Consider the following 22,357-nt stretch of genomic DNA (forward strand, 5'->3'; position numbering starts at 1 on the left):
CCCTGTGGGGCAACAACAAGAACATTACCCGGCACCCGCCCGCTCGTCGAATCCGCGCCGCCGCCCGGGCGTGTCGCACCCACGCGCACCCCCAAGCCGACGCCGAGAACACCTGATCGCGCGGCATTCCAGGTGTGCGGCATCCTCTCGTCGTGGTCTCGGTCGTGCGATGCAACATCGCCACGACGCGCCCCTCTGCGGCGCTACCGTGGAGGCATGAGCGATGAGCGATGGGTGTGGGGCGTCGGCCTCGCGACGACGGCAGAAGACGGCACCGTGCTGGACACGTGGTTCCCCTCCCCCGAGGCAGGACGCATCCCGCTCGGGTTCGATCCCGCCAATCCGCCGGACGCGCTCGACCGCCTCGCGGTGCCGGATGCCCGCCGGGCGGTGACCGTCGACGTGGTCACGATCGAGATCGACGTCGACGTCGCGCCGACCTCGACCCCCGACGCGTACCTGCGTCTGCACGCGCTGTCGCATCGCCTGCTCGCCCCGAACGAGGTCAACCTCGAGGGGATCTTCGGGCACCTGCCGAACGTGGCCTGGACCAACGCGGGGCCGATGCATCCCGACACCTTGACCCGTCTTCGCCCGTTCCTCGCACGCGAGGGCATCCAGCTCCAAGCGCTCGACAAGTTCCCGCGTCTGCTCGACTACGTCACGCCGCCCGGGGTGCGGATCGCCGACGCCTCGCGCGTGCGCCTGGGCGCGTACCTCTCCCCCGGCACCACCGTCATGCACGAGGGATTCGTGAACTTCAACGCCGGCACCCTCGGTCAGAGCATGGTGGAGGGCCGGATCTCGCAGGGTGTCGTAGTCGGCGACGGCAGCGACATCGGCGGCGGCGCATCCATCATGGGCACCCTGTCGGGTGGCGGCACGCACAAGGTCGCGGTCGGCGCGCGCACGCTGCTCGGCGCGAACGCCGGGATCGGCATCTCGCTCGGCGACGACTGCGTGGTCGAGGCCGGGCTGTACGTGACGGCGGGCTCGAAGATCGTCCTTGCCGACGAGCCTCCGCGGGCCGACGGATCGCGCGTGACCGTGAAGGGCTCCGAGCTCTCGGGAGTCGACGGCATCCTGTTCCGCCGCAACTCGGTGACCGGCGCGATCGAGGCGACCCGCCGCGCGGGCGTGGGAGTCACCCTCAACGAGGCCCTGCACGCCTGACCGGCGGCGGGGTCGGCGCACTCAGTCGCGGATCCGCACCGAGAGGCATGTGACGCAGCCCTCGAGCTTCTCGAACTCGCTCACGTCGGCGGTCACCACCTCGAGCCCGCGCCCGCGGTACACCGCCTCGGTCTCGGGCGCGTCGGCCGACATCAGCACCGCGTCTGCGCCGAGCACCACGACGGCGGTGCCGTGCTCCTCGGGGATCCCGAGAAAGCGATCGAACGACTCCGGGTCGTCGACGAGCTCCTCGAATCCGACCACCGTGCCGTCGGGAAGCGCGGTCACGCCCGACTTGAGGTGCAGGACCTTGGTCACGGGGAGATCGACGACGGTCCACTCCCGCGGCTCCAGGAGCGAGCGCAGCTGCGCGATCCCGACCGCATTCGTGCGCGACGACGCTCCGACGTAGACCGTGCGTCCGACCTTCAGCACATCGCCGCCGTCGAGCGTGCCGGGCTCCTCGATGGCGACCGTCTCGAGACCGGATGCCGCGACCGCCGCCGCGACCGAGGGGGCCTCGCCCCGTCGGGACTCGGCTCCGGCACGGCACAGAACCGCGAGATCGTCGAAGACCACCACGGCGTCCTCGACGAACACGCCGTCGGGCTGATCGTCGGCCGGATCCACCTCGATGATCTGCCAGCCGCGCTCGCGGAACACGTCGACGTAGGCGTCCCACTGCGCACGGGCGAGCACGGGATCCACCGTCACACGGTCGAGGTGGGTGAGCTCGCCGTCAGCGAGGCGCGGCGAAGGACGACGGACGAGGAGGCGCGGCATCCGCCCAGCCTGCCACGGAAGCCGGCCGTCCCGGTCAGGCGCCGGGGTAGCTGCGCTCGCCGGCGCCGATGTACAGCTGCTGCGGGCGGCCGATCTTGGTCTGCGGGTCGCTCGCGGCCTCGCGCCACTGCGCCAGCCAGCCCGGCAGCCGGCCGATCGCGAACAGCACCGTGAACATGCGCGTCGGGAAGCCCATCGCCTTGTAGATCACGCCGGTGTAGAAGTCGACGTTCGGGTACAGCCGACGGTCCTGGAAGTACGCGTCGTTGAGCGCGATCTCCTCGAGCTCCTTCGCGAGGTCGAGAAGCGGATCGCTCACGCCGAGCGCCGACAGCACCTCGTCGGCCGACTCCTTGACGAGCTTGGCGCGCGGGTCGTAGTTCTTGTAGACGCGGTGCCCGAAGCCCATGAGCTTCACACCGTCTTCCTTGTTCTTCACCCGCTCGACGAAGCGCTGAACACTCTCGCCGGAGTCGCGGATCCGCGCGAGCATATCGAGCACCGCCTCGTTGGCGCCGCCGTGGAGCGGGCCGTACAGCGCGTTGATGCCGGCCGAGATCGACGAGAACTGGTTGGCGCCGGTGGAGCCGACAAGTCGCACCGTCGACGTCGAGGCGTTCTGCTCGTGATCCTCGTGGAGGATGAGCAGGCGCTCGAGCGCTCGAGACATGACGGGGTCGACGTCGTAGACCTCGGACAGCACGCCGAAGTTGAGCTTCAGGAAGTTGTCGACGAACCCGAGCGAGTTGTCGGGGTAGAGGAAGGCCTGGCCGATGCTCTTCTTGTGCGCGTATGCCGCGATGACGGGAAGCTTCGCGAGCATGCGGATCGTGTTCAGTTCGACGTGCTCGGGATTGTTGGGGTCGGACTGGTGCTCGTAGTAGGTCGACAGCGCGGAGACCGCCGACGAGAGCACCGACATCGGGTGCGCGGTGTGCGGCAGCGCCGAGAAGAAGCGCTTGAGATCTTCGTGCAGCAGCGTGTGGCGACGGATCTTCTCATCGAACTCGCCGAGCTCGTCGACCGTCGGCAGCTCGCCGTAGATGAGCAGCCACGCGACCTCGAGGTAGGTGCTGTTCTTCGCGAGCTGCTCGATCGGGTAGCCGCGGTAGCGCAGGATGCCCTGGTCGCCGTCGATGTAGGTGATCGCCGACTTGGTCGCCGCGGTGTTGACGAAGCCGTAGTCGAGGGCCGTGTGCCCCGTCTGCCGCGTGAACGTGGAGAGGTCCACGCTCGGCGCGCCGTCCGTTCCCCGCAGGAGCGGGAACTCGGCGGTGGTGTCACCGATCGTGAGGGTGGCTTTGTCCTGCTGGGTGCCCGCGTCGCTCACGGCGCCTCCTCGCGATTTCTGGTCGTGCCGGGGGTGTCGTCCGCCTCGCGGGCGCACGGGAGGCGCCTTCCGAGGACGGCAGCGGGGACGGGGATGCCGCGCCGCCGCGTTCTCCTACAGCCTAGTCCGCTGGCGCGCCTACTGCTGACACAGCCAAAGGCCTGCGGCATCCGATGGAGGAAACCTCACGCCGACGCCACGAGCCGCGCCGCCGCGGTGTCGACGCGCTCATCCGTCGCGGTCAACGACAGGCGCACGTGCTGCGGGAAGCGGGTGCCGTAGAAATGGCCGGGACCGGCCAGGATGCCGAGGTCGGCGAGCCTGCCGAGGCTCTCCCAGGCGTCCTGTCCCTCGGTCGCCCACAGGTACAGCCCGCCTTCGCTGCCGTCGATCCGGAATCCGGCTGTCTCGACCGCAGGCTTCAGCACGGCGCGACGTCGACGGTAGAGGTCCTTCTGCGCGGCGACGTGCGCGTCGTCGCCGAGGGCGGCGACCATGGCCGCCTGCACCGGTGCGGGCAGCATGAGGCCGAGGTGCTTGCGTGCGGTCAGCAGCCGCGCGACGATCTGCGGGTCGCCCGCGAGGAACGCGGCCCGGTAGCCGGCCAGGTTCGACTGCTTGCTGAGCGAGTAGACCGACAGGACGCCGTCGACCGACCCGCCCGTGACCCGGGGGTCGAGCGCGGACGGAATGGGCTCGGCGTCCCAGGGCGCTTCCCAGCCCAGCTCGGCATAGCACTCGTCCGATGCGAGCACCGCACCGAGCGCCCTCGCCCGCTCGACCGCCGCGCGCAGGTGCGCGACATCCAGCACCCGTCCGTCGGGATTGCCCGGCGAGTTCACCCAGGCCAGGCGGGTCGCGGCCGGCCACTCGCCTGGATCGTCGGACGCGAACGGCGTCGCACCGACCAGGCGCGCTCCCACCTCGTACGTGGGATACGCCGCACGGGGGTGCACGACGACGTCGCCGGGCCCCAGACCGAGCAGCAGCGGCAGGAGCGCCACGAGCTCCTTCGAGCCGACCGTCGGCAGCACGTGATCGGGCGTGAGCCCGGAGACCCCGCGACGGCGTGAGTACCATGCCGCGATCGCGGCGCGCAGCGACGGGGTCCCCATCGTCTGCGGATACGCGTGGGCATCCGTCGCGGCCGTCAGCGCCTCGGCGACGACTGCCGGGGTGGCATCCACCGGCGAGCCGATCGAGAGGTCGACCAGACCGTCGGGGTGCGCGCGTGCCCGCTCCGCGTAGGGGGCGACGGCATCCCACGGGTAGTCGGCGAGATCCGCGACGCCCATGTCAGCGCGCTCCGGCGAGCGGGCGGCTCACGGCGCCTGCGGCGGAAGCTCGGCGATGACCGGGTGATCCTTGTGGATCACCCCGATCTTGGCCGCGCCGCCGGGCGAGCCCACGTCGTCGAAGAACTCGACGTTGGCCTTGTAGTAGTCCTGCCACTCGTCGGGCAGGTCGTCTTCGTAGTAGATCGCCTCGACCGGGCAGACGGGCTCGCAGGCGCCGCAGTCGACGCACTCGTCCGGATGGATGTACAGCGACCGGTCGCCTTCGTAGATGCAGTCGACCGGGCACTCGTCGATGCAGGCACGGTCCTTGACATCCACACAGGGAAGGGCGATCACATATGTCACGGTGTCAGTCTAGTTCTCCGTCAGCGGTCGGATGCGGTCCGGCCAGGCGACGACGACAGCTACGAGGATCGGCAGCGCGAGCGTCCAGACCGTCCCGAGCGCGCCCTCCGGGACGATCACCGATCCGCCGGGGCCGCGGCCCGAGAAGACGAGCGTCGCCGTCATCATGCCGAGACCCGTGGCGAGCGCCGCCCACCGGTCGGATGTCAGAAGCCGGACCGCCATGAGGAGCGCGGCGCACCCGATGATCGCGAGGATCAGCCCCAGCGGGAACCAGCCGAGCTCGAAAGAGTGGGCGATCGTGCCCGCGAGCCCGTACACGCCTCCGACGACGAAGGCCATGAGCCACGTGCCCACGCGGGCGGGGACGGAGGAGCGCACCCGTCGACTCTACCGGCGTCGGTCGACGGAGGCGGCTAGACCGCCCAGCCCCACAGGCGCAGGAGCGCCGCCGTCAGGGCTGCTGCGGCGACCACGACCAGGAACCGCGCACGCAGCAGCAGCAGCCCCGCCGCGACGAGTACGGCGGGCACCCGCGCGTCAACGACGATCGCCTGGCCGGCGCCGAGTGTCTGAACCGCCACGAGCGCCGCCAGGAGTGCGACCGTGAGGAGGTCGGCGATGCGCATCGGCCGCGGGGCCTCGACCCACTTCGGCGGCATGAGGTAGCCGACGGTCTTGAGCGCCACGCAGATGATCGACGCCAGGAGAAGAGCGGTCCACATGGTCACGGCAGCCCCTCCCGTTCGGCCACATCGGGCGGTTCGACGCCTGCGGCGCCGACGGCGCCGCCGCCCAGCCAGTTGAACCAGCCGACGACGATCGCCACCGCTGCGGCGATGATGACGGGGAGCCCCGGCATGAGCACCGGAGTGAGGATCGTCGCGACGACGGCCGCGGCGATCCCGACGACGATCGGCTGACGCCGGCGCAGGCGCGGCCACAGGAGCGCGAGGAAGGCCGCGGCCGCCGCCGCGTCAAGTCCATACGCACGGGGGTCGCCCAGCACATCGCCGAGGAGGGCGCCGGCCAGGGTGGAGAGGTTCCAGCCGACGTAGATGCCGATGCCCGTCACCCAGAACCCGACGGTGCGCGCGTGGCGGGTCTCCTGGGCGAGCGACACCGCGGTCGACTCGTCGATGGTGAAGTGCGCGGCAGCGGCGCGGCGCCAGAAGCCGACGCCGATGACCGGCGACATGCGCATGCCGTAGGCCACGTTGCGCACGCCGAGGAGCGCGGCCGACGCGATCGCCGCCGGTGCGGCGGCCAGTCCTCCCGCCCCCACCACGCCGACGAAGGCGAAACTGCGAGCCCCCGGTGAACATCAGCAGGCTCATCACGCAGGTCTGCCAGACATCGAGCCCGGATGCCACGGCCAGGGCGCCGAAGGAGATGCCGTACGCGCTCGTCGCCAGCGCCACGCCGACACCTTCGCGGGCCGCACGACGCGCTTCTCCGGCGCTGTGCGCGTCGTCGAAGTGCGGGTCGAGGGTCACCCGTTCGATGCTACCGAGCACGACCGACGCCTCTCCCGGTCCGGATCGCCATCCGTGGCCCGATCCCCGCCACATCGTCGCGTGATCGATGCGATCGCGGAGGGATTGCGCTTTCCGCCACGCCTTGCGATGCTGAGGGCACCCGCAGAAAACGCTTCCTCGGCTTGTGGGCGCGCCCGCGCCCGTTCTCATCACAGATTCTGCCCTCGGACGAAGGAGTCCCATGAGAACGACGCTGCCCGCGCCCGCGCGCCGGCCCCGAACCTCCGCGCAGACGATCACGGCGTGCACCCTGGCGTGCGCACTCGCCCTCGCGACGGCGATGCCGGCGGCCGCGGCATCCGCCACCGCTGCTCCCCGGCCGGCGACGGATCTCGGACGCGAGGTCATCGCCCCGGGCGACGGCTGGGCATCGTGGAGCGGGTCGACGTTCCCGGAACGCGTCGAGCGCCGGGCCGAGCCCGTCTCCGGCGGATCCGCCGCAGCGCCCGCCGACGTCTTCGTCGTCGACACGTGGCAGGAGCTGCGCGATGCGCTCGCCGGCCGCCCGGGCGGCTCGCAGAACGACGCGCGGTACAACGAGGTGCCGCGAATCGTGTACGTCACCGCGACCCTCGACCCGTGGCTGCGTCCCGACGGCACGCGCGTCACCTGCGACGACATCGCCCGCCAGGTCGCCGTCGTCGGGACCGGTGCGCCGTTCTCGATGGACGACTACATCGCCGCGTTCGGCCCGGGCATCGACCCGTCCGGACCGCTTGAGACGGCGCGGGTCGCCGCGGCCGGGCTGCAGGCGCAGCTGACGCTTCAGCACATCGGGTCGAATGTGACCCTCGTGGGGGTCGGCGACGACACCGGGGTCGTCGGCGGGTCTCTGCGCATCCGCGACGCGCGGAACGTGATCGTGCGCAACCTCACCCTGACCGACGCCTACGACTGTTTCCCGCAATGGGATGCGAACGACTCCGGCGGCAACTGGAACTCCGCGTACGACAACCTCTCGGTGTGGACCGCCACGAGCGTGTGGATCGACCACAGCACGTTCGGCGACGGCGCCCACCCGCCGGCGAGCCTCGACACGGTCTACGGCCGCCCCTTCGAGGTGCACGACGGGCTCGTCGACGTCACCCACGGCGCCGACCTCGTGACGATGTCGTGGAACTGGTTCCAGCACCACGACAAGACCGACATCATCGGCTCGTCCGACTCGCGCCTGCAGGACCGCGGCCAGCATCGGGTGACGCAGCACCACAACCGGTGGACAGACATCGGTCAGCGCGCGCCCCGCGTGCGCTTCGGCGACGTGCATGTCTACAACAACCTCTATGAGCAGACGGACGCCTCGCTCCACGAGACGGTCCCGGGGTCGCCGTTCTTCAGCTACTTCTGGGGAGCCGGTCGCGAGAGCAGCATCGTCGCCGAGTCGAATGCGGTCGAGCTCGCCGACCCCGCGACGGTCTCCCGGATCATCGCCGGATGGGGCGGCACCGAGCTGTCCGAGCGCGACACCCTCGTCGACGGTGAGATCGTCGACGTGCTCGGCGGGTACAACGCCACGGCGGCCGCGCCGCTGTCACCGGACGTGCGCTGGGCGCCCGAGGACCACTACGCCTACGAGCTCACCCCCGTGCGCGATGTCGCGGTGGCCGTGCGCGCCGGCGCCGGTGCGGGCGTCCTCGCGTCGGGGACCCCGGGCGCGACGGCCGCGCCCGGACGCTTCAGCCTGTCGCACGACAACGGACACGACACCGGGCTCCAGGACGGCGACTTCCGCATCACGGCGAACCTGTGGTGGGGGCAGAACGCGACGATCGTGAAGCTCTACGAGGACGGAGCGCTCGTCGGAGCGCAGCAGCTCGAGGCGGCGACGCCCGGCGACCAGCGCGCGGTGTTCGACATCGCGGGGAAGGCGAACGGCACGTACGCGTACGAGCTCGTCGCACTCAACCCGCACGGCGACACCCGTTCCGTGCCCCTGACGGTCACCGTGCGCGACGCCGCGCCCGCGAACGCCGTGCTGAGCGCGACGGGCGTGCGGACGAACGACGTCACGATCAGCGCCGACCTGTGGTGGGGCACGAACGCCACGGAGTACGTCCTCTACCAGGACGGCGTCGAGATCGACCGCCAGGCTCTCGAGGCGCGGACGCCGGCGGCGCAGCACGCGACGACCGTCGTGGGACCGCTGACGCCCGGAGCGCACGTCTTCACAGCCGAGCTGCGCAACGCCGCAGGCACCACCGCGACGAAGCCGCTCACGGTCACGATCCGCGGCTGAGCGCCGAGACGGGATGCCTCGCCCGCGCATCGGCTGCGGGGCGAGGCATCCCTTACGCGAAGGGCGGGCCCGCACACCTCACGGTGTCGCGGACCCGCCCACGGCGGAGGGATCAGGCGTTGGCGTCCTGGCGCTTGATGCGCGACGCCGCGCGACCGCGCTCTGTCGCTCCCAGCACGACCTTGCGGATGCGGACCATCTCGGGGGTCACCTCGACGCATTCGTCGTCGCGGGCGAACTCGAGGCTCTCCTCGAGCGACAGCTGACGCGGCGGCGTCATCGACTCGAACGAGTCCGAGGTCGAGGAGCGCATGTTGGTGAGCTTCTTCTCCTTGGTGATGTTGACGTCCATGTCGTCGGCGCGCGAGTTCTCGCCGATGACCATGCCTTCGTAGACCTCCTGCGTCGGCTGCACGAAGAACGACATGCGCTCCTGCAGTGCGATGATCGCGAAGGGCGTCACCACACCGGAGCGGTCGGCCACGATGGAGCCGTTCTGACGCGTCACGATGTGACCGGCCCAGTCGTCGTAGCCGTGCGAGATCGCGTTGGCGATGCCGGTGCCGCGGGTGGTCGAGAGGAACTCGGTGCGGAAGCCGATGAGACCGCGCGAGGGGACGATGAACTCCATGCGCACCCAGCCGGTGCCGTGGTTGGTCATGTTGTCCATGCGGCCCTTGCGTGCGGCCATGAGCTGCGTGATCGCACCGAGGTACTCCTCCGGGGCGTCGATGGTCAGGTGCTCGAACGGCTCCTTGACCTTGCCGTCCTCACCCTTGCGCGTGACGACCTGGGGCTTGCCGACGGTGAGCTCGAAGCCCTCGCGGCGCATGTTCTCGACGAGGATCGCGAGCGCGAGCTCGCCCCGGCCCTGCACCTCCCACGCGTCGGGGCGGCCGATGTCGACGACCTTGAGCGAGACGTTGCCGATGAGCTCGCGGTCGAGCCGGTCCTTCACCATGCGGGCGGTGAGCTTGTGACCCTTGACCTTGCCCATGAGCGGCGAGGTGTTGGTGCCGATCGTCATCGAGATCGCGGGATCGTCGACGTGGATCTGCGGCAGCGGACGGACGTCCTCGGGGTCGGCGATGGTCTCGCCGATGGTGATGTCCTCGAAGCCGGCGATCGCGACGATGTCGCCGGGGCCTGCGGACTCGGCGGGGTAGCGCTCGAGCGCGCGCGTCTTGAGGAGCTCGGTGATCCGGGCGTTGCTGGTGGAGCCGTCGGCGCGCACCCAGGCGACCGTCTGGCCCTTCTTCAGCGTGCCGTTGAAGACGCGCAGGAGCGCGAGGCGGCCGAGGAAGGGGCTCGAGTCGAGGTTGGTCACCCATGCCTGCAGCGGTGCCTCGTCGTCGTACGACGGCGCCGGCACATGCTCGAGGATGGCCTCGAACAGCGGCTCGAGGTCGTCGTTGTCGGGCAGCGAGCCGTTCTCGGGACGGGTGCGCGACGCGGCGCCGGCACGGCCGGACGCGTAGACGACCGGGACGTCGAGCAGAGCGTCGACGTCGAGGTCGGGCACGTCCTCGTGCAGGTCGGACGCGAGTCCGAGGAGCAGGTCGTGCGCCTCTTCCTCGACCTCGGCGATGCGCGCGTCGGGGCGGTCGGTCTTGTTGACCAGAAGGATGACGGGAAGCTTGGCCTCGAGCGCCTTGCGCAGCACGAAGCGCGTCTGGGGCAGCGGGCCCTCGCTCGCGTCGACGAGGAGGACGACGCCGTCCACCATCGACAGGCCGCGCTCGACCTCGCCGCCGAAGTCGGCGTGGCCGGGGGTGTCGATGACGTTGATCGTCACCGGCACGTCGGAGTGCAGGCCCTTGTACGTGATCGCCGTGTTCTTGGCGAGGATCGTGATGCCCTTCTCACGCTCCAGGTCGTTCGAGTCCATGGCGCGCTCTTCCATGTGCTCGTGCGAGCCGAACGAGCCGGTCTGACGCAGCATGGCGTCGACGAGGGTCGTCTTGCCGTGGTCGACATGGGCAACGATCGCGACGTTGCGGAGGTCTGAACGGAGGGCGCGCGCCATGAAAGAAATCCTTGCGAAAAGTTGGAGGGGCCGGGATGCCGGCATCCCCAGCCTATCGCAGGCAGCCGAAAGCGACCTGAAGGTGTGCGGAGGCACCCTCAGGCCGCTTCGGTGGTGCTCTAGTCCTGCTGAGCGAGGAGCGCGGCGCGTGCGTCGCGGCGGATCTTCTGCTCGCCCGGGTCGGGAACCGGCACGGCTGCGATGAGTCGCTGCGTGTACGGGTCCTGCGGGTTGCGGAGGATCTGCTCCTTGGTGCCCTGCTCGACGATCTTGCCGTGCTGCATGACCGCGATGCGGTCGGCGAGGAGGTCGACGACCGCGAGGTCGTGCGTCACGAACAGCGTCGCGAACTGCTTCTCCTTCTGGATCTGCTGCAGCAGCTCCAGGACGCGCGCCTGCACCGACACGTCGAGCGCGCTCGTCGGCTCGTCGGCGACGAGCACCGTCGGGTCGAGCGCGAGCGCGCGGGCGATGCCGATGCGCTGACGCTGGCCGCCCGAGAGCTCGTGCGGGTAGCGGTTGCGGAAGTCGCGCGGCAGCTCGACCATGTCGAGAAGTTCGGTGACTCGCCGGGAGATCTCCTTGCGGTCGCGTCCGGCGAGCTCGAGCGGCTCGCCGATCGACTCGCCGACCGGCCAGCGCGGGTTCAGCGACGAACCCGGGTCCTGGAACACGATGCCGAGCTTGCGGCGCACCGCGCGCAGCTGCTTCGGGTCGACGCCCACCATCTCCTGGCCGGCCACGCGCAGCTGCCCCTCGGCGATCGGCACGAGTCCGACGATCGCCCGCGCGATGGTCGTCTTGCCGGAGCCGGACTCGCCGACGAGCCCGAGCACCTCGCCCGGCTGGATCGAGAGGGATGCCTCGCCCACGGCCCGGAACGCCGGCACACGGCCGCGCTTCGGGTAGTCGATCGACACGTTCTCGAGGAGGAGAGCGGCCGTGGTGTTGTCGCGCTGCGAGTCCACCTCCGACACCGCGGTGCCGAGACCGAGGTGAGGCACCGAGGCCATGAGCGCCTTGGTGTACGGGTGCTCCGGAGCGCTGAACAGCTTCGCCGCCGTGCTGTGCTCCACGACGTCGCCGTCCTTCATCACCATGACGTCGTCGGCCATGTCGGCCACGACGCCCATGTCGTGCGTGATGAGGATGATCGCCGAGTCGAGCTTCTGGTGCAGGTGGCGCAGCAGGTCGAGGATCTCGGCCTGGACCGTGACGTCGAGCGCCGTCGTCGGCTCGTCGGCGATGAGCACGCGCGGGTCGAGAGAGATCGACTGCGCGATCATCGCGCGCTGGCGCTGACCGCCCGACAGCTGGTGAGGGTACGAGTTGTACGCCTTCGTCGGGTCGGGCATCTCGACGAGGCCGAGCAGCTCGATGGCACGCGCCTTCGCCTGCTTGCGGGTCATGCCCGGGCGGTGCGTGAGGATCGTCTCGGAGATCTGGAAGCCGATCGTGTAGACCGGGTTCAGAGCCGTCATCGGCTCCTGGAAGATCGCCGCGATGCCCTCGCCGCGCACCTGGCGCAGCACCTCCTCGCGCGCGTTGACGAGCTCGCGGCCGGCGAGCTTGGCGCTCCCCCGCACGCGGGCGTTCTTGGGCAGCAGGCCCATGATCGCCATCGAGCTCGTGCTCTTGCCCGAGCCCGACTCACCGACGATCGCGAGGACCTTTCCGGGCATCAGGTCGTAGGTGACGTGCTTGGCCGCAGCGGCCCAGCCGCCGCCCACCCAGAACTCGACTCCGAGGTCCTTGACGGACAGCACCGGGCCGCCCTCCTGCGGGACGTGTCCGCGCATGCGGGCACCCTCTTTCATGCTCATCGAACCGTCTCCCGTGTCAGGATGGGCAGATGCCCGAACCGGTCACTTTTCGTCCGCGCGGCGGCCAGATCATCGCCTGGGTGGCGATCGCGATCTGCGCGCTCGGTCTTGTCTTCATCGCCGTCAGCGACGGGATTCCGAGCCTGATCGTCTGGGCGTGGCCCATCGTGCTCGTCGCGTGGCTGGCGTGGATCCTTTACATCCGCCCGTACGTGCGCATCCACGAGGGCTTCATCGAGATCGGCAACGTGTTCCGCACCCATCGGGTGCCGTGGGGCGACGTGGCCGACGTCGACTCGCGCTACGCGCTGACCGTCCACACCACCGGCGGACGCAGCATCCGAGCCTGGGCCGCGCCCGCACCCGGCGCCCGCCAGGCGATGACGACGCGCCGGGACGAGGTCGCCCGCACGCCGGGCGAGGGCGACACGCGCCGACCGGCGGATGCCGAGGGCACCGCCAGCGGCGACGCCACGGCGCTCGTCCGCCGAACGCTCGAGCAGTACCGTCGCAGCGGCGGCGACTCCGCGCCCGGAGGCACGGCGTCCACGCTGAACGTCGCCGTGATCGCCGTGACCGCGGTGCTCATCGCGGCCGCCGTGCTGAGCCTCGCGGCGCCTCACGACTGATCGTCCTTGCGGCGACCCCAGCGACGCTTCTCGTCCGCCGGCGATGCCGGCAGCGACCCGCCGCCGAACTCGTCCATGTAGGCCTCGTCGTCGCTCGACGTCGGGCCCTCGATCATCTGCACACCCTGCACGGAGGGGATCGCGGCGACCGCGCGGTTCGACTTGCGCCGGCTGACCTTGCCCTGCTGACGCGGGTCGAACGCGTCGCGCAGTCCGTCGCCGATGAAGTTGATGCACAGCGCGAGGATCACGATGAACAGACCCGGCCACCAGAACAGCCAGGGGCGCGTGCGGAACGCCTCGCGGTACTCGCTGATGATCTGACCGAGCGACACGTCCGGCGGCTTGATGCCGAAGCCGATGAAGCTCAGCGCCGCCTCCGTCAGCACGGCCGCGCTCATCAGCAGCGTCGTGTTGACGATGATGATGCCGACCGCGTTCGGGAGGATGTGCCGGAAGATGATTCGCCCGTTCGACGCGCCGGCGACGCGAGCCGCATCGACGAACTCCCGCTCGCGAAGAGCCAGGAAGTCGCCGCGCACGAGGCGCGCGAGACCGGTCCAGCTGAGGATGCCGAGGAAGATTCCGAAGACGACCGCGCTGCTGCCGCCCAGGAGCTTTCCGATGATCGAGCCGATGACGATGATCGGGATGATGATGATCACGTCGGTGAAGCGCATGATCAGCGAATCGACCCAGCCGCGGAAGAAGCCCGACAGCGCGCCGAAGATGACGCCGAGGACGAGCGACACGATGCCGACGAGGAACATGACCGTGAGCGACTGCTGAGTGCCGCGCATGACCTGGGCGAAGATGTCCTTGCCCAGCGTGTCCTGCCCGAACGGGTGCTCGCCGAGGCTGAACGGGAACCAGGTCAGCGTCGGCTGCCCCCCGTTGACCAGCGGGTAGCTGGTCCACCAGTCGAGCGGCCACCAGCCGGGGATGCGGTAGCCGTTGATGTCGAGCGCGCCGTCGGGGCCGGCCTGCAGCTTGCCGGTGCCGCCGATGACGGTGCCGACGGACGTGAACGCCAGGATGATCACGAGCACGAGCACGATGAGCGCCGCCATGGCGCCGGCGTGACGGAAGAACCGGCGACGCACGAGCGCGCCCTGGCTCAGGCCCGCGACGGCCTTCTGCTCGATCGACTGCTCGCTGCCGCGGTCCTGCGGCGCGTCGGTGGGAATGGTGGTCGTCATGTCAGCTCACCCGGATCCGGGGGTCGAGGGCGGAGTAGAGAAGGTCGGCGATGAGGTTGAACATCACCGCGAGGACACCCGTCACGACGAAGAAGCCCATGACGAGGTTGACGTCGCCGGCGTTCAGGCCGTCGACGAACAGGGCGCCCATGCCCTTCCACGCGAAGATCGTCTCGGTGATGACCGCGCCGCCGATGAGGGCGCCGATGTCGAACGCGATGATCGTCGCGATCGGGATGAGCGCGTTGCGCATCGCGTGGCGCACGACCACCGTGCGCTCCGTGAGTCCCTTCGCGCGCGCAGTGCGCACGTAGTCCTGGTTCATGACCTCGAGCAGGCTCGAGCGCGAGTAGCGCGTGTACGCGGCGATGGAGACGAGCGCGAGCGCGATCGTCGGCAGCACCAGGTGCGCGAACCCGTCCAGGATCTGGAACCACATGTCGCCCTGCAGGCCCGGGGTCTTCGAGCCGATCGTGGCGATGACACCGCTCTGCGGAATGCGGTCGACGTAGTCCGTGTAGACGAGCATGACGCGGTCGACGACGATCACGAAGAACGTGATGAAGCTCACGATCGCCGCCGTGCGGGCGGCCTCCTTCTTGCCGTCGCCGCCCACGAGGACGCCCACGCCGATGCCGATGCCGATCGCCGCGATGCCCATGAGGACGAGCATCCAGCCGGTGGGGACGTAGAAGAACAGGTACTGGATCGGGTAGTAGAGCGCGGCCCACACGCCGACGACGATGAGCGCCGAGTAGAGCGTCCGCCTGTTCGCGAGACCGGTCGAGATCGCCGTGACGCCGACCGCGGCGCCGATGCCGGTGAGGATCACGCCGATGATGCCGATCGACGGGTCGGCGAACCAGCCCGTGATCCCGAGGAGCGCGAGCAGCCCACCCGCCGCGACGAAGGCCGACGCGAAGGTGATGAGGCGCTTCTTCCACGAGCCGCCGATGATGCTCATGAAGATCACACCGGCGATCAGGCCGGTGATGAGCACCGCGGTGATCGAGACCTGCGGATCCGCGAGGAACTCGTTGAACCGGATGGCGCCGAACTCCTTGAGGAGGACCGCGACCCAGAAGATGGGGAGCGAGTAGACGATGAACGTGAGGAACGTCACCGAGTAGTCGAAGCCGCTGTACTGGCGGAGCGCGGTCAGGATGCCGATCGTGAGGCCGAAGATGATGGCCACGATCGTCGCCGCGGTCACGAGCTGGATCGTCGACGACGCCGCAGAGGCGACCGCCTCGGTGACCGGCTGGTTGCTGCGACTGAACGCGATGCCCAGGTCGCACTGGCCGATGAAGCACTTGGCCGCGCCGCCCAGCCACGTGAAGTAGCGGACGACGGGGGGCAGGTCGAGCCGCAGCAGCTCGACGCGGTTGTCGATCATCTCCTGACGGTTGGGAGCATTGCTGCCCTTGAGGTCAGCCAGCGGATCTGCGGTGATCGCCGTCAGGGTGTAGACGATGAAGGAGGCGACGAGAAGGACGAGGGCGATGGCGCCCAGTCGTCGCAGGATGAAGGTCAGCACGGAAGCCCTCTCGGATATGGGGCTGAAGTCATGATTTTACGTCCGTCCCGGAGCGCCGGTGCGGCGCCCCAAAACTACTACGAAGGGGGCTGCGTGGCATCTGTGTGCGCGCAGGCCCGGTCGGACATGACTGTGGGTGCCAAGGGTTCGCCTCGGCACCCACAGTTCAAACGATGTCTGCCGGGGTGGGCGGGAGACCCGCCCACCCCGGCATGGCAGGGATTACTCCGCGCCGGCGCCCACCGGGGTCCACTCCCAGAAGTTCCAGAAGTAGTCCGGGCTCAGGGGCATCGCCTTGACCTCGGTCACCTTGTCGCTGTTGACCAGCAGACCCGGGAACTGGAAGATCGGCAGCGTGACGGCGTCGGCCCAGATGCCCGCCTCAGCGGTCTTGAGCAGCTCCGTCTGTGCGTCGTAGTCCGACGTCACGTTCAGCGTGTGAAGGGCCTCGGTGACCTCTTCGCTGCAGAACGCGTTGTAGTTTCCGCCCTTGGCCATCGGGTCGTCGTAGCACGCGTAGATCTGGTCGGATCCACCCACGGCGAGGCTGGTCTGCGACCAGGCGAACAGCGTGGCGTCGTGCGGGTTGATCGGCTCCTGCGACGGGTCGGTGAAGACCCAGTCGGGCTCGCTCTCGTCGACGAGCTCGAAGCCCGCCAGAGCAGCCGAAGCCGCGATCAGCTCGTACTCCTGGCCACGACGGACGTTGCCCTCGGGGTACCAGAAGCCGACCTCGACCGGACCGGTCACGCCGGCCTCGGCGAGCAGCGCCTTGGCGCCGTCGATGTCGACCTCGGCGTAGTCGGCCGAGCCGTTGCTGTCGGCGAGGATCGGGTAGCGCTCCACGTCGGCCTGCGAGACGAGGTTGGTGTTGCGGACCTCGGCCTCGGGGTTGAGCGGCTTGATGATCTTGTCGACGATCTCCTGGCGGGGGATGGTCTTCAGGAACGCCTGGCGGACGGCGAGAGCCTTCGCCTCGTCGCCACCGTAGGTCGCCGCGTCGAACGGGCCGCCGTTGTTGACCGTGAGGTCGACGTGCTCGTGCGAGGCCTGGACGCCGGTCTGAACCGTCGCCGTGTCGATCTCGTTCGCGAGCTGGAGGATGTCAGCCGTCGGCTGGCCCGACCAGATGTCGAGCTCGCCCGACTCCAGAGCCTGGAGCGCGGTGGTCGAGTCGGCGATCGTGCGGATCGTGATCTTCTCGAACTTGGGCGAGGGACCCCACGTGAACAGCGGGTTCGCGGCGATCGAGATGTACTGGTCCTCGACGATGTCGTCGACGACGTACGGGCCGCTGGTCAGCGCGGCAGCCGGGCTGTCGGGCAGCGTGGTGTAGCCGTAGGCGTTGCTCCACGCGTCACCCAGAGCGGCGAGGACTTCCTCGTCACCCTCGGTGATGGCCGTGACGACCTTCTCCTTGGCGTCCTCGGCGAACGTCTTGGACGCCTCGGTGTACTTGTTGAAGTCGTCCTCGGAGTCCGACTCCTTCCACGTGTCGTACGCGGCCTGGACGTCTGCGTACTCGTCCGGGAAGGCGAGCGCGTAGGTGCCGTGGGCGGAGACGCCGAGCGGTCCGACGAGCTCCCAGTCCACGTACGGCTCGTCGTAGACGAACGTGATCTCCTTGTCGCCCGTCTCCGGGGTCTCGGTGACCAGGCTGTAGCCGGTGCTGGCAGCGGGCGAGAACGCCTCGTTGACGTTGCCCGACATCGCGGCCCACTGGAGGAGCATGTCGGCCTCGTCGATCGGCACGCCGTCGGACCAGACCGCGTCAGCGGTGATCGTGTACTTCACGGTCAGCGGGTCTTCGCTGACCTGCTCGTACTCGCCGAAGTCGGTGTTGCGCACCAGCTCGGGCGTGTTGTTGTAGTACGCGAAGCTGGTGTCGGTCATGTACTTGACATTGCCGTTGGCCGTGTTGTTTCCGGCCGAGCTGTCGTCGTTGAAGTGGAAGAAGCCCGAGTTGTACGCGGTGGTAATCTCGGTGCCTTCCACGACCTCCGACTGGTATGGGTTGCCGCAACCCGAAAGCACGAGTGCTCCCGCAGCCACGACCCCCACGCCCGCCATAAGACGCGCGATCTTCACATTTCCTCCTGTGCAAGGGTTAGGTGCCCAGCCTGTGGCAGCTCTGGACACGGACACGGACACACTAAGCACGGCGTGCGGACATGGCAAAACAGAACAGCAAACCGTTACATATCCTTAACTCAACGCTACGTGCGTGTGACAATCTGACAACGTGCATGCTTTCGCGTCTGGGAATCTGCCCGGCACCAGCCCCATAGACCATGCGACCCGCGTGCGCCTGCGCTGGGAGATCGCGCTCGTCCTGCTGCTGTCCGTCGGACGGTCGGCGATCTACTCCGTCCTGGCGCTGATCCAGGCGCTGCAGCGCGACGTCGCGCTCGGCGACCAGCAGACCGCGCTGAACCCGTCGGCCGGCGCCGAGGAGTTCTGGGACGTGCTCTACCAGTTCCTCGGACAGGGCTTCGCGCTCGTTCCCGTGGCTCTGGCGATCTTCTTCCTGTGGGAGCCCGGGATGTCGGCGTTCCGCCGCATCGGCCTCGACTTCCGCCGCTTCGGCGGCGATCTCGGCCGCGGCGTCGCACTCGTCGCCGTGATCGGCATCCCCGGTCTCGGGCTCTACGCGCTGGGTCGGGCGCTCGGTCTCTCGGTGCAGGTGCAGGCGTCGCCGCTCGACGCGTCCTGGTGGACGATCCCGATCCTGCTGCTCGCGGCGGTGCGCGCGGGGCTCACCGAAGAGGTCATCTTCATCGGCTACCTCTTCGATCGGCTGCGTCGCCTCGGCTGGGGCTGGTGGACGATCATCCTGTCCACCGCGGCTTTGCGCGCCGCCTACCACGCGTACCAGGGCTTCCCGGCGATGGTCGGCAACTTCGCCATGGGGGTGGTGTTCGGATGGTGCTACCGCCGCTGGGGGCGCGTCATGCCGCTCGTGATCGCGCACACTCTGATCGACATCATCGCCTTCGTCGGCTATCCCCTCGCCGTGGCGCTCTGGCCGGGAATCTTCGGTCCGGTCCCCGCGCCGTCGGGCACGCCGACTCCGGCGCCGAGCCCGAGCGCATAGTCGATGACGGGATGCCGGAGCCCCGGCATCCCGTCACCGCTGCAGGGTCTAGGCGAACGCCTCGATCGGCGGGCAGGCGCACACCAGGTTGCGGTCGCCGTAAGCCTGGTCGATGCGGCGCACCGGCGGCCAGTACTTCGTGCGCACGAGGGCGTGCACGGGGTACACGGCGGTCTCGCGCGAGTACGGGTGGTTCCACTCGCCCACGACGACCGACTCGGCCGTATGCGGGGCGTTGGCGAGCGGATTGTCCCCCGCCGGCCACTCCCCCGCCGCCACCGCGTCGGCCTCGGCCTTGATCGCGATCATGGCCTCGATGAAGCGCTCGATCTCGCCGAGGTCCTCCGATTCGGTCGGCTCGACCATGAGCGTGCCGGCGACGGGGAACGACATCGTCGGCGCATGGAAGCCGTAGTCGATGAGGCGCTTGGCCACGTCGTCGACGGTCACGCCCGTCGCCTCGCGCAGCGGACGGAGATCGAGGATGCACTCGTGGGCCACGAGGCCGCCGTCCCCGGTGTAGAGCACGGGGTAGTGGTCGCGCAGGCGCACGGCGATGTAGTTCGCCGCGAGGACGGCGGCGGCCGTGGCATCTCGCAGCCCCTGCGCGCCCATCATGCGGACGTACGCCCACGAGATCGGCAGGATGCCCGCGGAGCCGTGCGGAGCGGCCGAGATCGCGCCGCCCTCGAAGACACCGCCCGCGTGGTCGGCGCGCTGCGCGAGCGGATGCCCGGGCAGATACGGTGCCAGGTGCGCCTTGGCCGCCACCGGCCCGACGCCGGGCCCGCCGCCGCCGTGCGGGATCGCGAACGTCTTGTGCAGGTTCAGGTGCGAGACGTCGCCGCCGAGGTCGCCGAAGCGCGCATAGCCGAGGAGGGCGTTGAGGTTGGCGCCGTCGACGTACACCTGGCCGCCCGCGTCGTGGACCGCCTGGGTGATGTCGAGCACGTCGTGCTCGTACACCCCGTGCGTCGACGGGTAGGTGATCATGAGCGCCGCGAGCTGATCGGCGTGCGCCTCGATCTTGGCGCGGAGATCGTCGAGGTCGACGTTGCCGGCCTCGTCGCACGCGACGACGACGACCTTCATCCCGGCGAGCACCGCCGAGGCCGCGTTCGTGCCGTGCGCCGACGACGGGATGAGGCACACGGTGCGTTCGACATCGCCGTTCGCGCGGTGGTAGCCGCGGATCGCCATGAGCCCGGCGAGCTCGCCCTGCGAGCCGGCGTTGGGCTGAAGCGAGACGGCGTCGTACCCGGTGACCTCGGCGAGCCAGACCTCGAGCTGCTCGATCATCGCGAGGTAGCCGTGGACGTCGGCCTCGGGCGCGAACGGGTGCACGCGCGAGAACTCCGGCCACGACACGGCCGCCATCTCGGTGGCCGCATTGAGCTTCATCGTGCAGGATCCGAGCGGGATCATCCCGCGGTCGAGCGCGTAGTCGCGGTCGCTCAGCTGCTTGAGGTAGCGCATCATCGCCGTCTCGGACCGGTGCGTGTTGAACACCGGATGCGTGAGGAACTCCTCGACGCGGCCGAGCGACTCCGGCACGCCGGCGAGAGGCCGGGCCTGCGCGAACGGGATGTCGCGCACGTCGTGCTCGTCGGCGTCCGGCAGGCCGAACGCCCACGCGACGGCGGCGAGGTCGTCGGCGGTCGTCGTCTCGTCGACCGAGACGCCGACGGTGGCATCGTCCACGCGGAAGAGCTGGTAGCCCTTCGACCGGGCGCGGTCGATCACACGGGCCGACGGGCCGGGCGTGTGGACGCGGATCGTGTCGAAGAACGAGTCCGACACGAGGTGCAGGTCGTACTCGCGGAGGCGCTCGGCGAGCGCCTCCGCCTTGCGCGCGACGTCGGCCGCGATCGCCTTCAGCCCCTGCGGGCCGTGGTACACCGCGTACATCGACGCCATGACGGCCAGCAGCACCTGCGAGGTGCAGATGTTCGAGGTGGCCTTCTCCCGGCGGATGTGCTGCTCGCGGGTCTGCAGGGCGAGGCGATAGGCCGGGTGGCCCGCAGCGTCCTGAGACACGCCGACGAGGCGTCCTGGCAGCTGGCGCTCGAGGCCCGCGCGCACGGCCATGTAGCCGGCGTGCGGACCGCCGAAGCCGAGCGGCACGCCGAAGCGCTGCGTCGTGCCGACGGCGACGTCGGCGCCGAGCGAGCCCGGCGAGCGCAGCAGCGTCAGCGCGAGCAGATCGGCCGCGACGACCACCAGCCCGCCCTGCGCGTGTACGGCCGCGATGACCTCGGACGGGTCCCATACGCGGCCGGACGCGCCGGGGTACTGCACGAAGGCCCCGAACACGTCGATGTCGGCGGGGGGCGGCGACGCGTCGTACGGGGTGTAGTGCAGCTCGATCCCCACGGCCTCGGCCCGGTGCTCGAGGAGCGCCTTGGTCTGCGGCAGGGTGTCGGCGTCGACCAGGAACACGTTGGACGCCGACTTCGAGGCGCGCCGCGCGACGAGCATGCCCTCGACGACCGCCGTCGACTCGTCGAGCATCGACGCGTTGGCGGTCTCGAGCCCGGTGAGGTCGGTCACCATCGTCTGGAAGTTGATGAGCGCCTCGAGTCGCCCCTGCGAGATCTCGGGCTGGTACGGCGTGTAGGCGGTGTACCAGGAGGGGTTCTCGAGCACGTTCCGCGAGATCACCGACGGGGTGAAGGTGTCGTAGTACCCGAGCCCGATCATCGGGCGCGCGACGCGGTTCTGCGACGCGAGCGTCCGCAGTTCGGCGAGCGCCTCGGCCTCCGTCGCGGCGGGCGGGATGTCGCTCGTCTCGCGGGGCGCGACGTGGATGGATGCCGGCACCGCACGCTGCACGAGCGCGTCGACGGTGTCGTAGCCCAGGGCGTCGAGCATGATGCGCTGGGCCGCGGCATCCGTTCCGATGTGGCGTGCCGCGAACCCCTCGAGAGCCTCCGGGACCGTGGCCGTCATTCGTCGCCGCCCGTGAGCGCGACGTACGCGTCGCGGTCGAGGAGGTCGGCGACGGCGGCCGCGTCGACCTTGAGCTTGATGAGCCAGCCCTCGCCGAACGGGTCGGAGTTGACCAGCGACGGGTCGTCGACGACGGCGTCGTTCACCGCGACGACGTCGCCGGTGAGCGGAGCGTAGAGCTCGCCGACCGACTTCGTCGACTCGATCTCGCCGCACACGTCGCCGGCGGAGACGCCGGAGTCGACCGCGGGGAGCTCGACGAAGACGACGTCGCCGAGCTTGTCGGCGGCGTAATCGGTGATGCCCACGGTGGCGACGTCGCCGTCCAGGGCGATCCACTCGTGCTCGGCGGTGTACTTGAGGCTGTTCAGGTCGGTCACTTGTTCCTCCGGTGGAT

At 69.6% G+C, this 22,357-nt stretch carries 17 protein-coding genes and 1 pseudogene; 4 read left to right on the forward strand and 14 right to left on the reverse strand.

Going from position 1 to position 22,357, the window contains the following annotated elements:
• Positions 1 to 216: 216 nt before the first annotated feature.
• Entirely contained in the window at positions 217 to 1,173 is a 957-nt protein-coding gene (gene dapD / locus EER34_RS13555) for a 2,3,4,5-tetrahydropyridine-2,6-dicarboxylate N-succinyltransferase (RefSeq protein WP_127475691.1), read from the forward strand.
• A gap of 21 nt (positions 1,174 to 1,194) precedes the next feature.
• Here dapD and ddaH read toward each other — a convergent pair whose 3' ends face one another.
• The 7 genes and pseudogenes from ddaH to EER34_RS13590 form a co-directional block, all read right to left on the reverse strand.
• Complete coding sequence (ddaH, locus tag EER34_RS13560) at positions 1,195 to 1,956, reverse strand: dimethylargininase (protein ID WP_127475693.1); 762 nt, start codon at positions 1,954 to 1,956, stop codon at positions 1,195 to 1,197.
• Positions 1,957 to 1,990: 34 nt separating this feature from the next.
• Complete coding sequence (locus tag EER34_RS13565; RefSeq protein WP_127475694.1) at positions 1,991 to 3,286, reverse strand: citrate synthase; 1,296 nt, start codon at positions 3,284 to 3,286, stop codon at positions 1,991 to 1,993.
• A gap of 185 nt (positions 3,287 to 3,471) precedes the next feature.
• Positions 3,472 to 4,581 carry a succinyldiaminopimelate transaminase gene (gene dapC / locus EER34_RS13570; protein ID WP_127475696.1) on the reverse strand — a complete coding sequence of 370 codons (1,110 nt, stop codon included), beginning with the start codon at positions 4,579 to 4,581 and terminating at the stop codon, positions 3,472 to 3,474.
• 27 nt (positions 4,582 to 4,608) lie between these two features.
• Entirely contained in the window at positions 4,609 to 4,929 is a 321-nt protein-coding gene (gene fdxA, locus EER34_RS13575) for a ferredoxin (protein ID WP_127475698.1), read from the reverse strand.
• Between the two features lie 9 nt (positions 4,930 to 4,938).
• Complete coding sequence (locus tag EER34_RS13580; protein WP_240642369.1) at positions 4,939 to 5,310, reverse strand: DUF6113 family protein; 372 nt, start codon at positions 5,308 to 5,310, stop codon at positions 4,939 to 4,941.
• A 35-nt stretch (positions 5,311 to 5,345) separates the two neighbouring features.
• The gene (locus EER34_RS13585; protein ID WP_127475699.1) at positions 5,346 to 5,660 is read right to left on the reverse strand and encodes an AzlD domain-containing protein; all 315 of its coding nucleotides are present in this window, start codon (positions 5,658 to 5,660) and stop codon (positions 5,346 to 5,348) included.
• A pseudogene (locus EER34_RS13590) lies at positions 5,657 to 6,500 on the reverse strand (AzlC family ABC transporter permease). The gene EER34_RS13585 and the pseudogene EER34_RS13590 overlap by 4 nt, the downstream one beginning before the upstream one ends.
• A 148-nt stretch (positions 6,501 to 6,648) precedes the next feature.
• Between EER34_RS13590 and EER34_RS13595 the strand changes: the two are divergent.
• Positions 6,649 to 8,703 carry a pectate lyase family protein gene (locus EER34_RS13595; protein ID WP_127475701.1) on the forward strand — a complete coding sequence of 685 codons (2,055 nt, stop codon included), beginning with the start codon at positions 6,649 to 6,651 and terminating at the stop codon, positions 8,701 to 8,703.
• A gap of 112 nt (positions 8,704 to 8,815) precedes the next feature.
• On the opposite strand, the gene typA is transcribed toward EER34_RS13595, so the two are convergent.
• Together typA and EER34_RS13605 are read right to left on the reverse strand one after the other, a co-directional pair.
• Positions 8,816 to 10,729, reverse strand: coding sequence for a translational GTPase TypA (typA, locus tag EER34_RS13600; protein WP_127475703.1), 1,914 nt, complete (start codon positions 10,727 to 10,729; stop codon positions 8,816 to 8,818).
• A 119-nt stretch (positions 10,730 to 10,848) separates the two neighbouring features.
• Positions 10,849 to 12,528: an ABC transporter ATP-binding protein gene (locus EER34_RS13605; protein WP_127475704.1), complete on the reverse strand. Its 1,680-nt coding sequence runs from the start codon at positions 12,526 to 12,528 to the stop codon at positions 10,849 to 10,851.
• Positions 12,529 to 12,581: 53 nt separating this feature from the next.
• On the opposite strand from EER34_RS13605, the gene EER34_RS13610 reads away from it, so the two are divergent.
• Positions 12,582 to 13,181: a PH domain-containing protein gene (locus EER34_RS13610; RefSeq protein WP_127475706.1), complete on the forward strand. Its 600-nt coding sequence runs from the start codon at positions 12,582 to 12,584 to the stop codon at positions 13,179 to 13,181.
• Here EER34_RS13610 and EER34_RS13615 read toward each other — a convergent pair.
• The 3 genes from EER34_RS13615 to EER34_RS13625 form a co-directional block, all read right to left on the reverse strand.
• Entirely contained in the window at positions 13,172 to 14,380 is a 1,209-nt protein-coding gene (locus tag EER34_RS13615) for an ABC transporter permease (RefSeq protein ID WP_127475708.1), read from the reverse strand. The genes EER34_RS13610 and EER34_RS13615 overlap by 10 nt on opposite strands.
• A 1-nt stretch (position 14,381) precedes the next feature.
• The gene (locus tag EER34_RS13620; protein ID WP_127475709.1) at positions 14,382 to 15,917 is read right to left on the reverse strand and encodes an ABC transporter permease; all 1,536 of its coding nucleotides are present in this window, start codon (positions 15,915 to 15,917) and stop codon (positions 14,382 to 14,384) included.
• Between the two features lie 222 nt (positions 15,918 to 16,139).
• The gene (locus tag EER34_RS13625) at positions 16,140 to 18,005 is read right to left on the reverse strand and encodes an ABC transporter family substrate-binding protein (RefSeq protein WP_127475711.1); all 1,866 of its coding nucleotides are present in this window, start codon (positions 18,003 to 18,005) and stop codon (positions 16,140 to 16,142) included.
• A 214-nt stretch (positions 18,006 to 18,219) separates the two neighbouring features.
• On the opposite strand from EER34_RS13625, the gene EER34_RS13630 reads away from it, so the two are divergent.
• On the forward strand, positions 18,220 to 19,011 hold the full coding sequence (locus tag EER34_RS13630; protein WP_240642371.1) for a CPBP family intramembrane glutamic endopeptidase: 792 nt from the start codon (positions 18,220 to 18,222) through the stop codon (positions 19,009 to 19,011).
• Between the two features lie 48 nt (positions 19,012 to 19,059).
• Here EER34_RS13630 and gcvP read toward each other — a convergent pair whose 3' ends face one another.
• Entirely contained in the window at positions 19,060 to 21,960 is a 2,901-nt protein-coding gene (gene gcvP, locus EER34_RS13635) for an aminomethyl-transferring glycine dehydrogenase (protein ID WP_127475712.1), read from the reverse strand.
• The gene (gene gcvH, locus EER34_RS13640) at positions 21,957 to 22,340 is read right to left on the reverse strand and encodes a glycine cleavage system protein GcvH (RefSeq protein WP_127475714.1); all 384 of its coding nucleotides are present in this window, start codon (positions 22,338 to 22,340) and stop codon (positions 21,957 to 21,959) included. The genes gcvP and gcvH overlap by 4 nt, the downstream gene beginning before the upstream one ends.
• Between the last annotated feature and the right edge of the window lie 17 nt (positions 22,341 to 22,357).

It is taken from the genome of Microbacterium sulfonylureivorans (genome assembly GCF_003999995.1).
Classification (GTDB): Bacteria; Actinomycetota; Actinomycetes; order Actinomycetales; family Microbacteriaceae; genus Microbacterium; species Microbacterium sulfonylureivorans.